We start from the raw sequence: 15,228 nt of genomic DNA on the forward strand, positions 1-15,228 counted from the left end.
GCCAGCGCAGCGCATCGCCCTGCACCACCTGCACCTGGTCCTGCGCCTGCAGCCGCGCGACCGTGGCGCGCAACTGCGCCGCCTGGCCCGGATCGCGTTCGACCAGCACCGCGCCGGCCGCGCCGCGCGACACCGCCTCCAGCCCCAGCGCGCCGCTGCCGGCGAACAGGTCCAGCACCCGCGCCCCGGGCAGCACCGGCTGCAGCCAGTTGAACAGGGTCTCGCGGACCCGGTCGGAGGTCGGGCGCAGCCCGGCCAGGTCCGGCACCGGCAGCCGCGTATTGCGCCAGCGCCCGCCGATGATCCGCACCTGGCCGCCGCCGGGACGGCTCATCGGCGGCCTCGCAGGGGCCGGGACAGGCGGGACGGGGAATGCAGGAACGGCATGGGCGGCGGGCAGTGGGCGGCGCGGAAACGGGGTCCGGATCATAGACCAGCGCGGTGTCGCGCGTATGCGCGGCGAGGCGCTTGAAGCCGGCCGCGGCCGCCACCATGTCGGCCGGCAGAGTCGCGCCCTCCTCCGCGCGGCCGCCCATCCTTCATGGAGCACCTACCGATGAGCGTGGAAACCCAAAAAGAAACCCTGGGCTTTCAGACCGAGGTCAAGCAGCTGCTGCAGCTGATGATCCATTCGCTGTATTCCAACAAGGAGATCTTCCTGCGCGAACTGATCTCCAATGCCTCCGACGCCGCCGACAAACTGCGCTTCGAGGCCCTGGTCAAGCCGGAACTACTGGATGGCGATGCGCAACTGCGTATCCGCATCGGCTTCGACAAGGAGGCCGGCACCGTCACCATCGACGACAACGGCATCGGCATGAGCCGCGAGGAGATCGTCGCGCACCTGGGCACCATCGCCAAGTCCGGCACCTCCGAATTCCTCAAGCACCTGTCCGGCGACCAGAAGAAGGACTCGCACCTGATCGGCCAGTTCGGCGTCGGCTTCTACAGCGCCTTCATCGTTGCCGACCAAGTCGACGTGTACAGCCGCCGCGCCGGTCTGCCGGCCAGCGAAGGCGTGCACTGGTCCTCGCGCGGCGAAGGCGAGTTCGAGGTCGCCACCATCGAGAAGGCCGAGCGCGGCACCCGCATCGTGCTGCACCTGAAGGACGACGAGAAGGACTTCGCCGACGGCTGGAAGCTGCGCGGCATCGTGCGCAAGTATTCCGACCACATCGCCCTGCCGATCGAGTTTCATAAGGAACACTACGGCGAGGACAAGGACAAGCCCGAGGCTCCGGAATGGGAAACCGTCAACCGCGCCAGCGCGCTGTGGACGCGTCCGCGCACCGAGATCAAGGACGAGGAATACCAGGAGCTGTACAAGCACATCGCCCACGACCACGAGAACCCGGTGGCGTGGAGCCACAACAAGGTCGAGGGCAAGCTGGAGTACACCTCGCTGCTTTACGTGCCCGGCCGCGCCCCGTTCGACCTGTACCAGCGCGACGCCTCGCGCGGGCTCAAGCTGTACGTGCAGCGCGTCTTCATCATGGACCAGGCCGAGCAGTTCCTGCCGCTGTACCTGCGCTTCATCAAGGGCATCGTCGATTCCAGCGACCTGCCGCTGAACGTCTCGCGCGAAATCCTGCAGTCCGGCCCGGTGATCGACTCGATGAAGTCGGCGCTGACCAAACGCGCCCTGGACATGCTGGAGAAGCTGGCCAAGGACGACACCGAGCGCTACCAGGGCGTGTGGAAGAACTTCGGCCAGGTGCTGAAGGAAGGCCCGGCCGAGGACTTCGGCAACCGCGAGAAGATCGCCGGCCTGCTGCGCTTCGCCTCCACCCACGGCAGCGACGGCGCGCAGAACGTCTCGCTGGCCGACTATGTGGCGCGGATGCAGGAAGGCCAGGACAAGCTGTACTACCTGACCGGCGAGAGCTACGCGCAGATCAAGGACAGCCCGCACCTGGAAGTGTTCCGCAAGAAGGGCATCGAAGTGCTGCTGCTCACCGACCGCATCGACGAGTGGCTGATGAGCTACCTCACCGAGTTCGACGGCAAGTCCTTCGTCGACGTGGCGCGCGGCGACCTGGACCTGGGCAAGCTCGACAGTGAAGAAGAGAAGCAGGCCAAGGAAGAAGCCGCCAAGGCCAAGCAGGGCCTGGTCGAGCGCATCCAGAACGTGCTCAAGGACGACGTCTCCGAAGTCCGCGTCTCGCACCGCCTGACCGACTCCCCGGCGATCCTTGCCATCGGCCATGGCGACCTCGGCCTGCAGATGCGGCAGATCCTCGAAGCCAGCGGCCAGAAGCTGCCCGAGAGCAAGCCGGTGTTCGAGTTCAACCCCGCGCACCCGCTGATCGAGAAGCTGGACGCGGAAGCCGACGGCGAGCGCTTCGGCGACCTGGCGAAGGTGCTGTTCGACCAGGCGGCGTTGGCGGCTGGCGACAGCCTGAAGGATCCGGCGGCGTATGTGCGTCGGCTCAACAAGTTGTTGTTGGAGTTGTCGGTGTAGGCCTGAGACAGATGGTCGCGAAAAGAACGAAGCCGGCATGCGCCGGCTTTGTTTTTTACACGGCCCTCCGAGTACCCGAAGCCCAACAACCTTGCAGGATTCCGGTTCCGCGTTACGGTTGTTGGCTCAAGGCAGAACATGGCGTGGGCACCAGTTCGAACCGGCCGGCGTGATCACAGCCGTGTCCTTCGCAGCCCGCAACGCGCGCACCGATGGGACAAGGCGCTCTGGCGTGCAGCTCGACACTGTGTGCCGCCATACCATCCAATGCCTAGCCCACTTGACACTGCCTACCACTTCTTCACGCTGACCAGCTGTTTATCTACCACAAAAAAGATACGCGATAGCGATCGAAATCAATAATGCCAGCATTAGCAGAAAAAAACAGACACAGAAAATCCCCTTCCTTAAATTTACTTGAACTGCACATCAACTCTATTTATCGATTTCAACAAAATTCCGCAAATCAAGAGGAGAGAAAGGCCAACAACAGCCACAGCATTCATCAAAAAAAGATCAAACCAGCTCAAAAACACCACATGGCCATGCTGGTTATACTGGTAGACCTTGCCAATCGAATGATTTGCAACGTTGGGGCTACCCGAAATGACCACCCTAGCAATGTAGGGCTCGCCAATAAAAACCATGGCAGCGCCAGCAAGAAAACTCGGAATTACGAAAAATCTTGCAACCTTAGTCTTCATTGATCACCAACTATCAATTGCGCACCAGCATGCGTTGAAGGCTCCACACTACCAAGCCAAACCAACATCCCTTGCAGGACCTATGGCTGACCTTGTTGAATTATCGAATGCGCTCAGGGCTGGCCGTCAAGGAAATTCCACGCGCCCGATGAGCGGTCTCCCGCTTAGCTGAAACGTTGGACGTCGTCAGTCTGATCAGTTGCGCAATCCCGAGGGATCAGTCATGACGCTACCTCGGACGTAGTGCAGGCATGCAAGATACCTGCCCGGCACGCTGGTAGAGCTGCCTGGTGACCTGCCGCTGCCAGGCTTTTCGCGAAGCGCCGCGCAGGCGAGAATCCGCGTCACTTCCTGGCCACCCTCCTCGATGAACAGCAACCCCACCCTCACGCTGTCCCTGGACCAGGCCACTGCCCTGGTCGAACGCATCCTGACCCACGCCGGCTTCAGCCCTGCGCACGTGCAGGCGCTCACCCACATCATCGTCGCCGGCGAACGCGACGGCTGCGCCTCGCACGGGTTGTACCGGACGCTCGGCTGCGTGGCCACGTTGCGCAACGGCAAGGTGGTGGGCGACGCCGAGCCTGTCGTGCACGATCATGCGCCCGGCATCGTGCGGGTCGATGCAGGCGGCGGGTTCTCGCTGCTGGCGTTCGAGCGTGGGCTGCCGTTGTTGATCGAGAAGACTCGTGCCAATGGGCTGGCGGCGCTGGCGATCAACCATTGCGTGCATTTCTCTGCGCTATGGCCGGAGGTCGAACGCATCACCGACGCTGGCTTGGTCGCGCTGATCTGCAACCCCAGCCATGCCTGGGTGACCCCGGCCGGCGGCCGCACGCCGCTGCTGGGCACCAACCCGCTGGCGTTCGGCTGGCCGCGCGCGGATGCGCCGCCGTTCGTGTTCGACTTCGCCACCAGCGCGGTGGCGCGCGGCGAGATCGAGCTGCGCCGCCGCGCCGGCCAGCCGATTCCCGAAGGCTGGGGTGTGGACGCGGCGGGCGCGCCGACCACCGATCCGGCCGCAGTCGCCGACGGCGGCGCGATGCTGACCTTCGGCGGCCACAAGGGCTCGGCGCTGTCGGCGATGATCGAACTGATCGCCGGGCCGTTGATCGGCGACCTCACCAGCGCCGAATCGCTGGCGCACGACGCCGGTGCCGGCGCGGCGCCCTACCACGGCGAACTGATTCTGGCACTGGATCCGGCGCGCTTTCTTGGCGCCGACCGCGCCGCACACCTGGCCCGTGCGGAAGCCTTTTTTGCGGCCTACGAGGCCACCGGGGCACGCTTGCCGTCGCAACGCCGTTACCAGGCGCGGGAACGCAGCCGCAACGAAGGCGTGCGGATTCCGCAGGCCCTGCATCAGGATCTGCTGGCCTTGCTCGACTGAAGAAGACTATTGGTAACGCGCTTCAACGCGACTCAGCGGGACATGCCGTTGTCGCATAGAGACGGCGTCAGCCGCGACCGGCATTACTGGTGAGGCGTCGCGGCTAAAGTCGCTTCTACAATTGAGCTTCAGCCCATCGTGTGCTCGTGTCATGCGCGCGCCAGATGCGGGTGAGCAAGCACCCCGCCCGCACGATCCGCGGGCAGGAACGGCATTACCGCCGACGTGGAATCCCGCTAGCAGGTGGAATCGCGCCTGGCCGTGCGGACCGCGGCGGGTTCTACCCGCCACGGCACTGTCACCTACTCGCCTGCGCAATCAGGCTCCGCCTCAGAACTTCACCGTCGCCCGCGCCCAGTAGTAGCGGCCAAGCAGATCGTAGGTGGCCACGTCGGTGTTGGCGTTGGTGACGTTGTTGGCGTAGTACAGCGGCGGCTGCCGATCGGCCAGGTTGTCCACGCCGACTTCGAAACGCGTCTTCCACGGCTTGACCTGATAGCCCACCTGCACGCTGTGGTAGACGTAGGCGCCGATATCGCGGACCACGGCGGGCTGGTCGGCATCGGCCGACAGGCTCTGGCGGGTATCGGCGCTGCCGATCTCGGTGCGGCCGATGTAGCGGATGCGCCACGACGCGCTCCAGTCGCCCAGGTTCCAGTTCAAGGTGCCCAGCGCGCGCCAGCGCGGGAAGTTGCCGTAGGCGTAGGTGTACTTGCCGGCGTTGTGGATGGTGACGGTGCTGGCGTCGGTGGTGTCGGGGTTGATGTCGTAGCGGATCACGTAGGTGCCGTTGAGGCCGGCGCTGAAGTTGCCCCAGGCGGTGTCCGGCAGGCGATAGGTGAGGCTGAAGTCCGCGCCGCTGGCCCACAGCTTGCCGAGGTTCACGGTGGGCTCGGCGATGTAGTTGATGGTGCCGTTGTCGTTGCGGTGGATCAGCGCGCAGAACGCGCTGGCATCGTTGGCGTAGCACTGGTTGAGCACGGTCTGCGCCGAGACCTGGGTGATGGTGTCCTTGAGGTTGATCTTCCACAGGTCCGCGCTCATCGACAGGCCCTCGACCCAGCCCGGGTCGTAGACCACGCCGAAGTCGTAGGACATGCCGGTCTCCGGCTTGAGCTGGTAGCCCGCCACTGCCGCGCCGGAGGCCTTGGCGCCGACCTGGTTGTCGGCCTGCTGGTAGCTGCCATCGGTGGGCACGTTGGCGCAGGCCGCGGCATGGCCGCCGGTGTAGCCATTGCACGGGTCGGTGACCGACGGCGAGTCGCCGGCCACGCCGGCATACAGTTCGCCGATGTTCGGCGCGCGGAACACCTGCGAGGCGGTGCCACGCAGCAGCAGGTTCTCGATCGGGCGGTACTCCAGCGAGATCTTGCTGTTGGTCTTGCTGCCGACGGTGTCGTAGTCGGAGAAGCGGCTGCCCACGGTCAGGTTGAGCGAGTGCACACCCGGCAACCCGGCCAGCAGCGGGAACAGCGCTTCGGCATAGGCTTCCTTGACGCTGAAGCTGCCGCCGAGCACCGAGGCGCAGTACTCGAGCACGCCGCACATGCCGTTCTCGTCGCCGGTCCACAGCGGATCGGCGGCGGTGCTGGTGCTTTCCTTGCGATAGGAGACACCCACGGCCAGGCTCGCGGTGCCGGCCGGCAGCGCGAACAGTTCGCCGTTGGCGTTGGCCTCGAACTGCTTGACCGTATAGACGTTGGTGACGATCGGATTGACCACCAGCGCTTCCAGCGCCGCCTTGTTGCTGGCGGCGTTGAGGTTGAACACGTCGATCGGGGTGCAGCCGGCGATCGGCGCGCCGGCGCTGCCGCACTTGACCGTGCCGTCGGCGGCGAGGAACGACGGCCCCACCGCGGCGTTGAAGCCGGCGTAGTCGAGGAAGCCGTAGTTGATCGACTTCTGCTTGACCTTGCCGTAGTTGAGGCTGGCATCCCACTGCCAGGAACTGTCGCCGAAGCTGCCGCGCAGGCCAGGATTGATCTGGAAGTTGTAGGTGTTGTACTCGTAGCGGCGGTTGCCCAGCACCGTGGCGCGGGTGTTGAAGTTGTTGTACGAGGTGCCGGTGCTGCGGTCGGTGCCGAAGTTGACCCCGAACGGGTTGAAGTAGCTGGAGGAGGAGACCAGGAAGTTGTCGCCGTTGGCGAAGATCGGGATCGGCGCGATGATCGAGGACGAAGTGGTCTTGCTGAAATAGGTGTTGACGTAGCCTTCCAGGTGATCGTTGAAGCGGTAGCTGCCGAGCACGAAGGCGTTGGTGCGCTCCTGCGGGGTCTGCAGCAGGTTGTACGGCTGGTAGTTGTAGGAATCGGTGGAGGCGACGTAGCAGTGGTACTGGCTGGCGTTGGTCGGGCTGCTGCTGCCGCCGTTGAAGGTGACCCGCGAACAGCCGTTGCTGGCCGCCAGCGCCTTGGCCGCGGCCGAGCCGTCGTTGAAGCTGATGCTGCCGGTGGGCGTGGCCGAGGAGCCCTGCTTCACCCCGACCCCGTCGATCAGCGACAGCGCGTCCTTGGAGTAGGCGCGCGCGCCCGCCGAGACCGGATCGATGTCGTGGTAGGACAGGCCGGCGACGATGCTGCCACGCTCGCCGGTCTTGCCGGCGGTCAGCGAGAAATTGCGGCGGTTGCCGTCGCTGCGCGAACTGGTGCCGAAGTCGGCGCTGGCCTCGATACCGTCGAAGCCCTTGCGCAGGATGAAGTTGACCACGCCGCCGATCGCGTCCGAGCCGTACACCGCCGAGGCGCCGTCGCTGAGCACTTCCACCCGCTCGATCATGGTCGCCGGGATCGCATTGACGTCGTTGCTGGCCAGGCGCGTGCCGTTGACCAGGACCAGAGTGCGCTTGTCGCCGAGGCCGCGCAGCGAGATCACCGAGGCGCCGGTGCCGCCGCCGTTGTTGGTATTGGGATTGGTGGCGTTGCCGGCGATCGACGGCAGTTCCTGCACCAGATCGCCCAGCGTCGCCTTGCCGGTGGCCTCGATCTGCGCGCGGCTGATGGTCACCACCGGGTTGGCGGTTTCGGTGTCGACGCGGCGCAGGCGCGAGCCGGTGACCACGATGCTGTCCAGGGTCTGGGTGGCGCTGTCTGCGCTCGCCTCCTGCGCCTGCGCCGCCCCCGCGCTCCCCAGCGACAGGGCGGTGGCGACCGCCAGCGCCAGCGGCGTTGCGGCATGGCGGAAGGAAGGGCGTGGCTGCGAAAACGACATGGGCGAACTCCTGGACGATGGCGAGACGGGAACGGTGCAGAAACGCAGGCCGAACGACGCCATGCCGGCGCCATGCCGACGGACGGACCTGCTGGACGGTGGCGCCTGCGCGGCGCCTGCGGTGGCGTGCCTGCACCGGACCACGACGGCCTGGCGCACAACGGGGAGGCCGATGTCCTGCGCGCACGGCCGGTGCGCGGCTCCCCGCTCCTGCGATGACGTCCGACGACGATGGCGGCGCTCCGGTGGCGCGCGCCGGCGCCACGGCCGGTACGACGATGCGATCAGATTTTCATCACGCGGTCACACTGTGCCGTGGATGCATGGCCGCGTCTTGTCGCGATTCGCGGTTTCGCATGCGGAATCACGCATGGTCATGTGGGGCTCCGCGCCTGCACGTGGCAACGTGCCGCGGCATGGCGCGGCGTCGCGCGAACACGACCACGACAGGCACACGCTGCAATCGCCCGTGCGCGGCGATGGCAACGATTCGCGCCATGCCGCATCACGCCGGGATCAGCCAGCCGCCGAACAGCGGGCCGGCGGTGTCGCCGTGCTGCGGCTCGATGCGCACGATCAACGGCTGCGCATCCCGGGTGAGCGCCGGCGGCAGCGGGCAATCGCGGTCGACGAAATCGATCACCTGGCCGCGCTCCACCGCCACTTCCACGGCCAGCTTGCCATTGATCAGGATGTTGAAACGGCCCTTGTCGCTGCCCCAGAAGCGCAGGCGCAGCGCCAGTGGCTGCGCGCTGCCGCGCATGCGGAACTCGACGAAGCCCTTGCCGCGCACGTCGCGGCACTGCTGCCGACGGTAGGCGCCACCGAAGGAGGTATCGCTGCGCAACTGGTGGGCCTGCTCGGAGGCCTCGTCGCCGAACTGGATCATGTCCACCGCGATCGCACGCAGCTTGTCCTGCTCGGCCTGGCGCCGCGCCCGCCGCTGCGCTTCCTGCGCCCACTGCGCAGGATCCATACGCTTGAAATACAGCGCGCTGCGGCGCTCGTACTGTGCGTAGAACGGGACGAAGGTCAGGCCCGTCGGTTGCGTGCTGCTGGCCAGGAAATGGCCGGGCTGCGGCAGCTCGACGAAGCCGCGCAGCGGATCGGCCGCGGCCACCAGCGCCGGGTCTGGCGCGTCGTACGGCGTACTCACCGGCCCCAGGTCGGCGGCCAGCGCCAGCGGACCGCGCATCACCACCACCGTGTCCGCATCGCCGGCGGCGTGTTCCAGCCGCAGCGGCGTGGCCAGGTCCAGGTCGATCACGTCGCCGGCGCGCCAGTCGCGCTCCAGCGCCAGATAGCCATCGGCCAATGCCGCACGCGCGGGCTTGCCGTTCACGCGCAGGGTGTAGCGGCCCTCGCACCAGGCCGGCACCCGCAACAGCAGCCGGCGCGGCGCGCGTGCGCCGGCACGCAGTACCTGCAGGCGCACCTTGCCGTTGTCGGGCACGCCGCTGTCCAGTTCCAGCGACAGGTCGCGCTCGCTCCAGTCCAGCCGCGAGGGGATATAGAGATTCACGTACAGCGAGGTGGCGTCCTGCCAGTAGATCGCATCGCCGAACTGCGCATGCGCTTCCATGCCGCTGCCGACGCAGCACCAGAACGAATCGAACTTGTCGGAGAAGCCGCGCTCGCCGCCGCTGATCATCGGCGTCATGTAGGTGAACATGCCGGTGGCCGGATGCTGCGCGGCCATGGTGTGGTTGTGCAGCGTGCGCTCGTAGTAGTCGAAGTAGCGCGCCTGCGGCGTCCACTGGTAAAGATGCCGGGTCAGCTTGAGCATGTTGTAGCTGTTGCAATGCTCGCAGGTCTGCTCGGTCAGGAAGGCGGCGATGGTGTCCGGCTCCTGGAAATACTCGCGGTCGGCATTGCCGCCGATCACGTAGCTGTAGTGCGCGGTCACCGTCTCCCAGAAGAAGCGTGCCGCCGCGGCCGCGTCGGCATCGCCGGCGACCTCGAACTGGCGCGCCTCGCCGATGAACTTGGGCACCTGGGTGTTGGCGTGGATGTGCGGCAGTTCATCGCGCCCGGCCGCGGCAGGGTCGATCACCTTTTCGTGGCGCAGGCGCTTGCCGATGGCGATCCAGCGCGCATCGCCGGTGCGCGCGCCCAGTTCGATGTAGGACTCGTTGAGGCCGCCGAACTCGGTATCCAGCAGGGTCTGCATCTGCGCATGGTCGAGCGCGTCGAACACACCGGCGAGATAGCCGGCCAGCGGCAACAGCACCTGCAGCGCTTGTGCGTTGCCGGCCAGTTCTTGCGCGTCGAGCAAGCCGGCGAACAGTTTGTGCACCGTGTACAGCGGCGACCAGCTACCGTTGAGATTGAACTTGCTGCCCTTGATGACGCCGCGGCGCACTTCCTCGAACACCACCTTGCCGCTGTCGATGGCGCCGTTGTCGTTCTTGCGGGTGAGCCCGCCGACGTAGCCGTCCGCGTCCTTTGCCTGCGCGCGCGCCAGTTCGGCGACGATGTAGTCGATGCGCTCGCGCAGTGCGGGATCGCGGGTCTGCGCGTGCATCTTCGCCAGTGCACTGAGGTAATGGCCCAGCGTGTGGCCGGCGATGGTGTCGCCCTCCCAGCCGCCGTACACCGCGCCCTTCGGCGGCAGGCCGGCGTACTGCAGGAAGTTGTGCAGCAGGCGGTCCGGCTCCAGTTCCAGCAGGTAGCGGCGGTTGGTCTGCAGCGAATCCAGGAACAGCGACGGCTTCAGCGTGACCTGCTGCAAGGGCAGCGCCTGCACCCGGCCCGGGGTGGACGCGGCGGCGTCCAGTGGAAAGCGCAGCAGCCCGGCGGCCACCGCCAGTGCGCTCCATTGCAGGAAGCGGCGCCGCGAAGGATCCAGCGCGGCCCCAGCCGCGTCGGCAGCTGCGTGCACGCAGGCGGCGCCATGCCGATGCATGCCCTGCCCGCTCATCGCCGGCCTCCCGCGTGCGAGGCGGCATGCGGGAAAGAAACGCATCGAGGCATGGACTGCTCCTGTATGAGATGTCGGGACGCCGACGCCGCAGGGCAACGACCAGCGGATCCATGGTCACTGTGTCATCCGGGTGACAGCGCGTCTTGTCCACACTGATGCGTGCAGATGCGGATTTCTGCCGAATCACCGTGCCGACCCGGCGCTGGCGACCAGGCCCCTGCGGACAGCGTGGGCGAACGCGGCCGACACGCCAATGCGCTGCGGCTCATGCGCCACCTGCACGACGCGTCGCGTCATGCCGGGATCGCGACACCGCGGTGGTGCCGCAGCGAATGCACCGTGCATCCGCCACGACACCGCCTGGCCGTCATTGCCGGTCGATCATTGCGGCTTCGCCGTGACCTCTGGCACCGCGTCGGTCAGGTCGGCGCCATAGTCGGGATCGGTCACCGTATCCGCATCGACGTAGCCGTAGAACACGCCCTTGCTGGCCGACGCGCCGCGCTGCTCGACGTCGCCACGCAATTGCGCGGAACCGGACAGCGTGAACCCGCCGAACGCCCCCGCCGGCTTGAACACCGTATGCAACTGGGCGCGATCCTTCACCGTCACCCCGTCCTGCAGCAGGCTCAACCCGCCGACCACGGCGCCGTCCTGCACCTGCCCGCCCAGGATCGTCGCATGATCCTCGATGCGCGCATCGCCCAGCACCTTGCCCCCCAGCACCCGCGCATGCGGGCCGACATAGGCGGTCGACGCGACATACGCGTTCTGCGCGACCCAGCCACCGCCGTTGGGGTGGCGGCCGCCCACGCGCGTCGGCGTCGGCGCACCGGGCTGCTGGTCCGATGGATAGGCATTCTCCAACGTGACGCTCCACGGATAGCGGTAGACCGAGTAGTAGGACTGATCCCACTTGATCTTCTGCATCTTGCTCGGCGTGCCCATCACCACCAGATACAGGTCGCTGTCATCGCTGCGCACCTGGAACGACAGCGCGGCATCGGCGCCTCGCTGCAGCGCGCTGTAGCGCGGCTTGCCGTTGGCATCGATCGCGACCAGGCCCCAGCGCCAATCCGAGTCCGGCGTGCCGATCGTCTCGGGATCGTTGACCAGGCCCGGCAACGTGTCGACCGCCGACTTCTGCTGCACGTTGCCATGGAACTTCACCACGACCGCATTCGCACCCGCCGCGGGAATCAGCCTGACCAGGTTGTAGCCCCAACGCTGCGGCGCCCAGTCGAACGGCACTTGGTAGACGCCGGTCTGGCCCTGCACCGGATCCAGTTGGGTCAGGCGCAGGGCGCGATCGCGATTGGTCTCATCGGCCGGGTTTTCCGGATCGAACGCGGTATTGCTGCCGTATTGCTGGCGCATCACGGCGCCATGGTCGCGACCGTCCGGGTCGGTGTAGTCCCACTGCACGTTGTGCATGGCCCAGTCGCCGAGTACGTCGTTGAGCTGCGAGTGGCTCCACCCCATGTTGTCGCGAATGATCGAGAACGGATCGGCATCGGCCTGGCGGGAATCGCCGGGTTTGGGCGCCTTGGCCCACAGATCGTTGATGATCGCGTAACCGAAGCGATCCTTGAGGTACTCCATGAATTGCCAGTTGCAGTAGCGGTCGCGGGTCGAGCCAAGATAGAGATGCGGGTAGTTCACCAACATCTCCGAGCACTGCACGTCGTCGTGGAAATACTGATGCGCCATCCAGTTGGCATGCGATTCCCAGATCCAGCCGACGTACGGCGAGTCGCGCAAGCCGCCGGTGCTGCCCTGCAAGCCATGGGTCAATTCATGCGCCAGGCCCCAGTGGTACCCCAACTGATCCGGGTTGATCCACATGCCCATGCCGCCGCTGGCGGAAGTACCGCCATTCAGGCCGAAGTTGTGGTCCAGGTAGACGCTGACCTTGTACTTCGTTACCGTGTTGCAGTAAGGCTCGGGAAACCCGACGCGCTCCATGTAGTCGTCCCAGATCAGCTCCAGCTCCTTGGCTGCGGAGGTCACATCGTCCTGCGACAAGGCTTGTCCGTCCTTCCAGCGGAACGCGAAGTGCTGGGTTTCGTAGCGGACGGCCGGCATGTCGGTATCGCCGGGATTGGCGAGCCATTGGCCGGCAGTGCACACCGCCGCCTGCGCATGCTGCGCAGCCAAGGCCAGAACGGCCGACAGGCACACCGTGGAGACCAGACGCACGTATCGAGAAGCAGCAAGTTTCACGGCGCTACACTCCTCTTGTCCGACGACATTGGATGAATAGGACGATCGACGCGCGTTCCGCCGCACCAGCCTGCAGTGATTGAGGCATCCGCCGCCACCCCGACGGCATGCGGATCCAGGTTCGCCTCCGGCGAACGCCAGGAACACGCCGCACGGCAGCCACTCGCGTATCGGCAATGCGTCGCCAGACTAATCCACCAAAACGCCATACACCCGACGTTTATCCTCATGGAATCGGGATAATTCCGCACAGAGTCCGAAAATCAAACCGACGTCACGGCAGGAACATGATGCGGCCGGCACCTGCCGCCGACATCAGCGGCGGGTGCTGCAACCGAAGCGCCTGCGAAGGTCGGCGAGGTCGGTTCGATCGGCATGCACGCCTCACTTCAAGGCATGTCGCAGCGCTGCACATCCGCCGCGCTCGCCTGCGGCAAGCGCTGCGCCTGCGGCGCCAACATCTCCCACTCCTGCACCGCCAGTGCGGCGTATCGCTCGCCGCCGCCGGATGCGTCCAGCTCCGCGCGCACGCAGCGCGTGGTCACTGGCGCGAAGCGCAGCGTCTGCCAGCGGCCGGCGACGGGTGCGCGCGTACTCTCTGCCAGCGGCCACCAACGGCCGTCGCGACGGTACTCCAACCGCCAGCGCGCCGGCGGCGCCACGCCGCTGTCCGCGCCCGGCGGATGATCGGCCCAGAACAGGATGCGACTGCCCTGCAGCATCACCGGTTGCGCCCAGCTGTACTGCAGCCATTGCTGCGGTGGGTTGTGCGGTGTCCAACTGCCCCATAGCTGCGGCGGCAACGGATTGCGCTTGACCCGGCCGTCGTTGAGCGCGGCGATCCAGTACTGGTGCGGGATGTCCGGGCCGTTGGACGCGCTGGCCTGCGCATAACGAGCGAGGTTGCGCTGCGGCGGCAACGGCGGCTGCGGCCGCTGCGTGGGCACCACCGGCAGGATCCGCGCCGGCTGCCGGGTGTCGTCCCACTGCAGCCGGTCGATCGCCACGCTGCGGCGGAAATGCCCGCCGCCATTGGCGTCGGCGGTGTGGTAGACCAGGTACCACTGGCCCTTGAATTGCACGATGCCCGGATGCGAGGTGGTCGAGGACACCGGCGGCAGAATCACGCCGCGATAGGTCCATGGCCCCAACGGCGACGGCGCGCTGCCGTAGGCGATGCACGCGTGGTACAGCGTCGGCGTGCACTCCGACTCCGGCCCGGCATGGTTGTCGGCGTAGGCCATGTAGTAGGTGCCATTGCGCTTGAACAGCCACGGCGCTTCGAAGTAGCCGTCCAGCGTGGTCACCGCCACCGCCTGCCCCTTCGGCGTGACCATGTCGCGTTCCAGTTCAATGCCGAACAGCTTGCCGAAGGTGCCCCAGTACAGATACACGCGGCCATCGTCGTCGACCAGGACGGTCGGGTCGATGTTCTGGATCGCGTTGGGCACCGGCAGCGACTGCGACAGGATCGGTCCCTGCGGATGCGCATCGTGCCACGGCCCCACTGGGCTGTCGGCCACTGCCACGCCGATCGCGAACGGATCGGCATTGCGCGAGTGTGCTTCCTGCACCGGCGCATACAGGTAATAGCGTTTATCCGGGCCCTGCACGATCTGCGCCGCGTAGGCGTGGCCGGGCGCCGCCCAGGCGAATACCTGCTGCGGGCGCAGCAACGTCGGGTAATGGGTCCAGTCGCCGCGGCCGACATCGTCGGTGACCAGCAGTTGCCAGCGGTCGATCACGAAGTCGTTGACCTCGGGTGCCGCCTCGTCGCGGCCGGCGATGATGTAGAGCTTGCCGTCGGCGACCAGCGGCGCGGGGTCGGCCGAATAGGCACGTCCGTCGGCCAGGATCGGATTGCCCGACGCATGTACCTGCCGCGACCAGGGCACCGCCGGTGTCGCGGCGATGGTCGCGGCAATGCCGATGCAGGCAGCGCAGGCCACCAGCAGGCAGGCGACGACACGGCGCACGGGATGGCGGTTCATGGCGTCGTCTCCGCCTCGATCACCAGCTCCAGCCGCACCGGCAGCGTCCCGGTGCCATCGCGGCCCTGCGCCTGTCCGACCACGCTCAGGCGTGCGGGCTTGGCATAGGCGGCCGGCGCCAGCGGCGCCCAACGTACCGGCACGCGCTCGCGCGAGCCGTCGTTGTACTGCACGGAGACCAGTTCCGGCAGCGCCGGCGCCTGCCCCGCAGGCATGTGCAGCGGCGGCGGCGCCTGCACGGTGGTGAGCTGGCCCGGCGCGGTCGCGCGGACCCAGATGCTGGCCGTCACCGGCACGCCGCCGTCGGCCAGGCCCTGCACCTGCACGCG

At 66.7% G+C, this 15,228-nt stretch carries 9 protein-coding genes; 2 read left to right on the forward strand and 7 right to left on the reverse strand.

The features are described from left to right. On the reverse strand, positions 1–334 hold a 334-nt coding region (locus D588_RS0122345; protein ID WP_017917583.1), incomplete at its 3' end, for an RsmD family RNA methyltransferase. A gap of 222 nt (positions 335–556) precedes the next feature. Here D588_RS0122345 and htpG point away from each other — a divergent pair. Further along, positions 557–2,461 carry a molecular chaperone HtpG gene (gene htpG / locus D588_RS0122350; protein WP_017917584.1) on the forward strand — a complete coding sequence of 635 codons (1,905 nt, stop codon included), beginning with the start codon at positions 557–559 and terminating at the stop codon, positions 2,459–2,461. Between the two features lie 413 nt (positions 2,462–2,874). Here the strand turns inward: htpG and D588_RS28070 are convergent, their stop codons facing one another. Then, positions 2,875–3,165 (reverse strand): hypothetical protein, encoded by a 291-nt coding sequence (locus D588_RS28070; protein ID WP_157836507.1) that lies wholly within the window; start codon positions 3,163–3,165, stop codon positions 2,875–2,877. A 367-nt stretch (positions 3,166–3,532) separates the two neighbouring features. Here D588_RS28070 and D588_RS0122355 point away from each other — a divergent pair, with 367 nt between their 5' ends. Next, complete coding sequence (locus D588_RS0122355) at positions 3,533–4,555, forward strand: Ldh family oxidoreductase (RefSeq protein WP_017917585.1); 1,023 nt, start codon at positions 3,533–3,535, stop codon at positions 4,553–4,555. Between the two features lie 330 nt (positions 4,556–4,885). On the opposite strand, the gene D588_RS0122360 is transcribed toward D588_RS0122355, so the two are convergent. From D588_RS0122360 to D588_RS0122385, 5 genes are all read right to left on the reverse strand, one after another. Continuing rightward, entirely contained in the window at positions 4,886–7,762 is a 2,877-nt protein-coding gene (locus tag D588_RS0122360) for a TonB-dependent receptor (protein WP_017917586.1), read from the reverse strand. Between the two features lie 505 nt (positions 7,763–8,267). Continuing rightward, entirely contained in the window at positions 8,268–10,682 is a 2,415-nt protein-coding gene (locus D588_RS0122365; RefSeq protein WP_017917587.1) for a glycoside hydrolase family 127 protein, read from the reverse strand. A gap of 384 nt (positions 10,683–11,066) precedes the next feature. After that, positions 11,067–12,866 (reverse strand): Svx/AvrXca family virulence/avirulence protein, encoded by a 1,800-nt coding sequence (locus D588_RS0122375; RefSeq protein ID WP_017917589.1) that lies wholly within the window; start codon positions 12,864–12,866, stop codon positions 11,067–11,069. Positions 12,867–13,297: 431 nt separating this feature from the next. Beyond that, entirely contained in the window at positions 13,298–14,899 is a 1,602-nt protein-coding gene (locus D588_RS0122380; protein ID WP_017917590.1) for a family 43 glycosylhydrolase, read from the reverse strand. Next, positions 14,896–15,228, reverse strand: a 333-nt coding sequence (locus D588_RS0122385) for an Ig-like domain-containing protein (RefSeq protein ID WP_026144003.1), incomplete at its 5' end; no start/stop codon positions are given. The genes D588_RS0122385 and D588_RS0122380, both read right to left, overlap by 4 nt.

The sequence above is a fragment of the Xanthomonas sp. SHU 308 genome, assembly GCF_000364645.1.
GTDB classification, from domain to species: Bacteria; Pseudomonadota; Gammaproteobacteria; order Xanthomonadales; family Xanthomonadaceae; genus Xanthomonas_A; species Xanthomonas_A sontii.

Coding starts and splice junctions, on each gene's coding strand:
- htpG (WP_017917584.1), top strand. CDS start 557: ATGAGCGTGGAAACCCAAAAAGAAACCCTGGGCTTTCAGACCGAGGTC.
- D588_RS28070 (WP_157836507.1), bottom strand. CDS start 3,165: ATGAAGACTAAGGTTGCAAGATTTTTCGTAATTCCGAGTTTTCTTGCT.
- D588_RS0122355 (WP_017917585.1), top strand. CDS start 3,533: ATGAACAGCAACCCCACCCTCACGCTGTCCCTGGACCAGGCCACTGCC.
- D588_RS0122360 (WP_017917586.1), bottom strand. CDS start 7,762: ATGTCGTTTTCGCAGCCACGCCCTTCCTTCCGCCATGCCGCAACGCCG.
- D588_RS0122365 (WP_017917587.1), bottom strand. CDS start 10,682: ATGAGCGGGCAGGGCATGCATCGGCATGGCGCCGCCTGCGTGCACGCA.
- D588_RS0122380 (WP_017917590.1), bottom strand. CDS start 14,899: ATGAACCGCCATCCCGTGCGCCGTGTCGTCGCCTGCCTGCTGGTGGCC.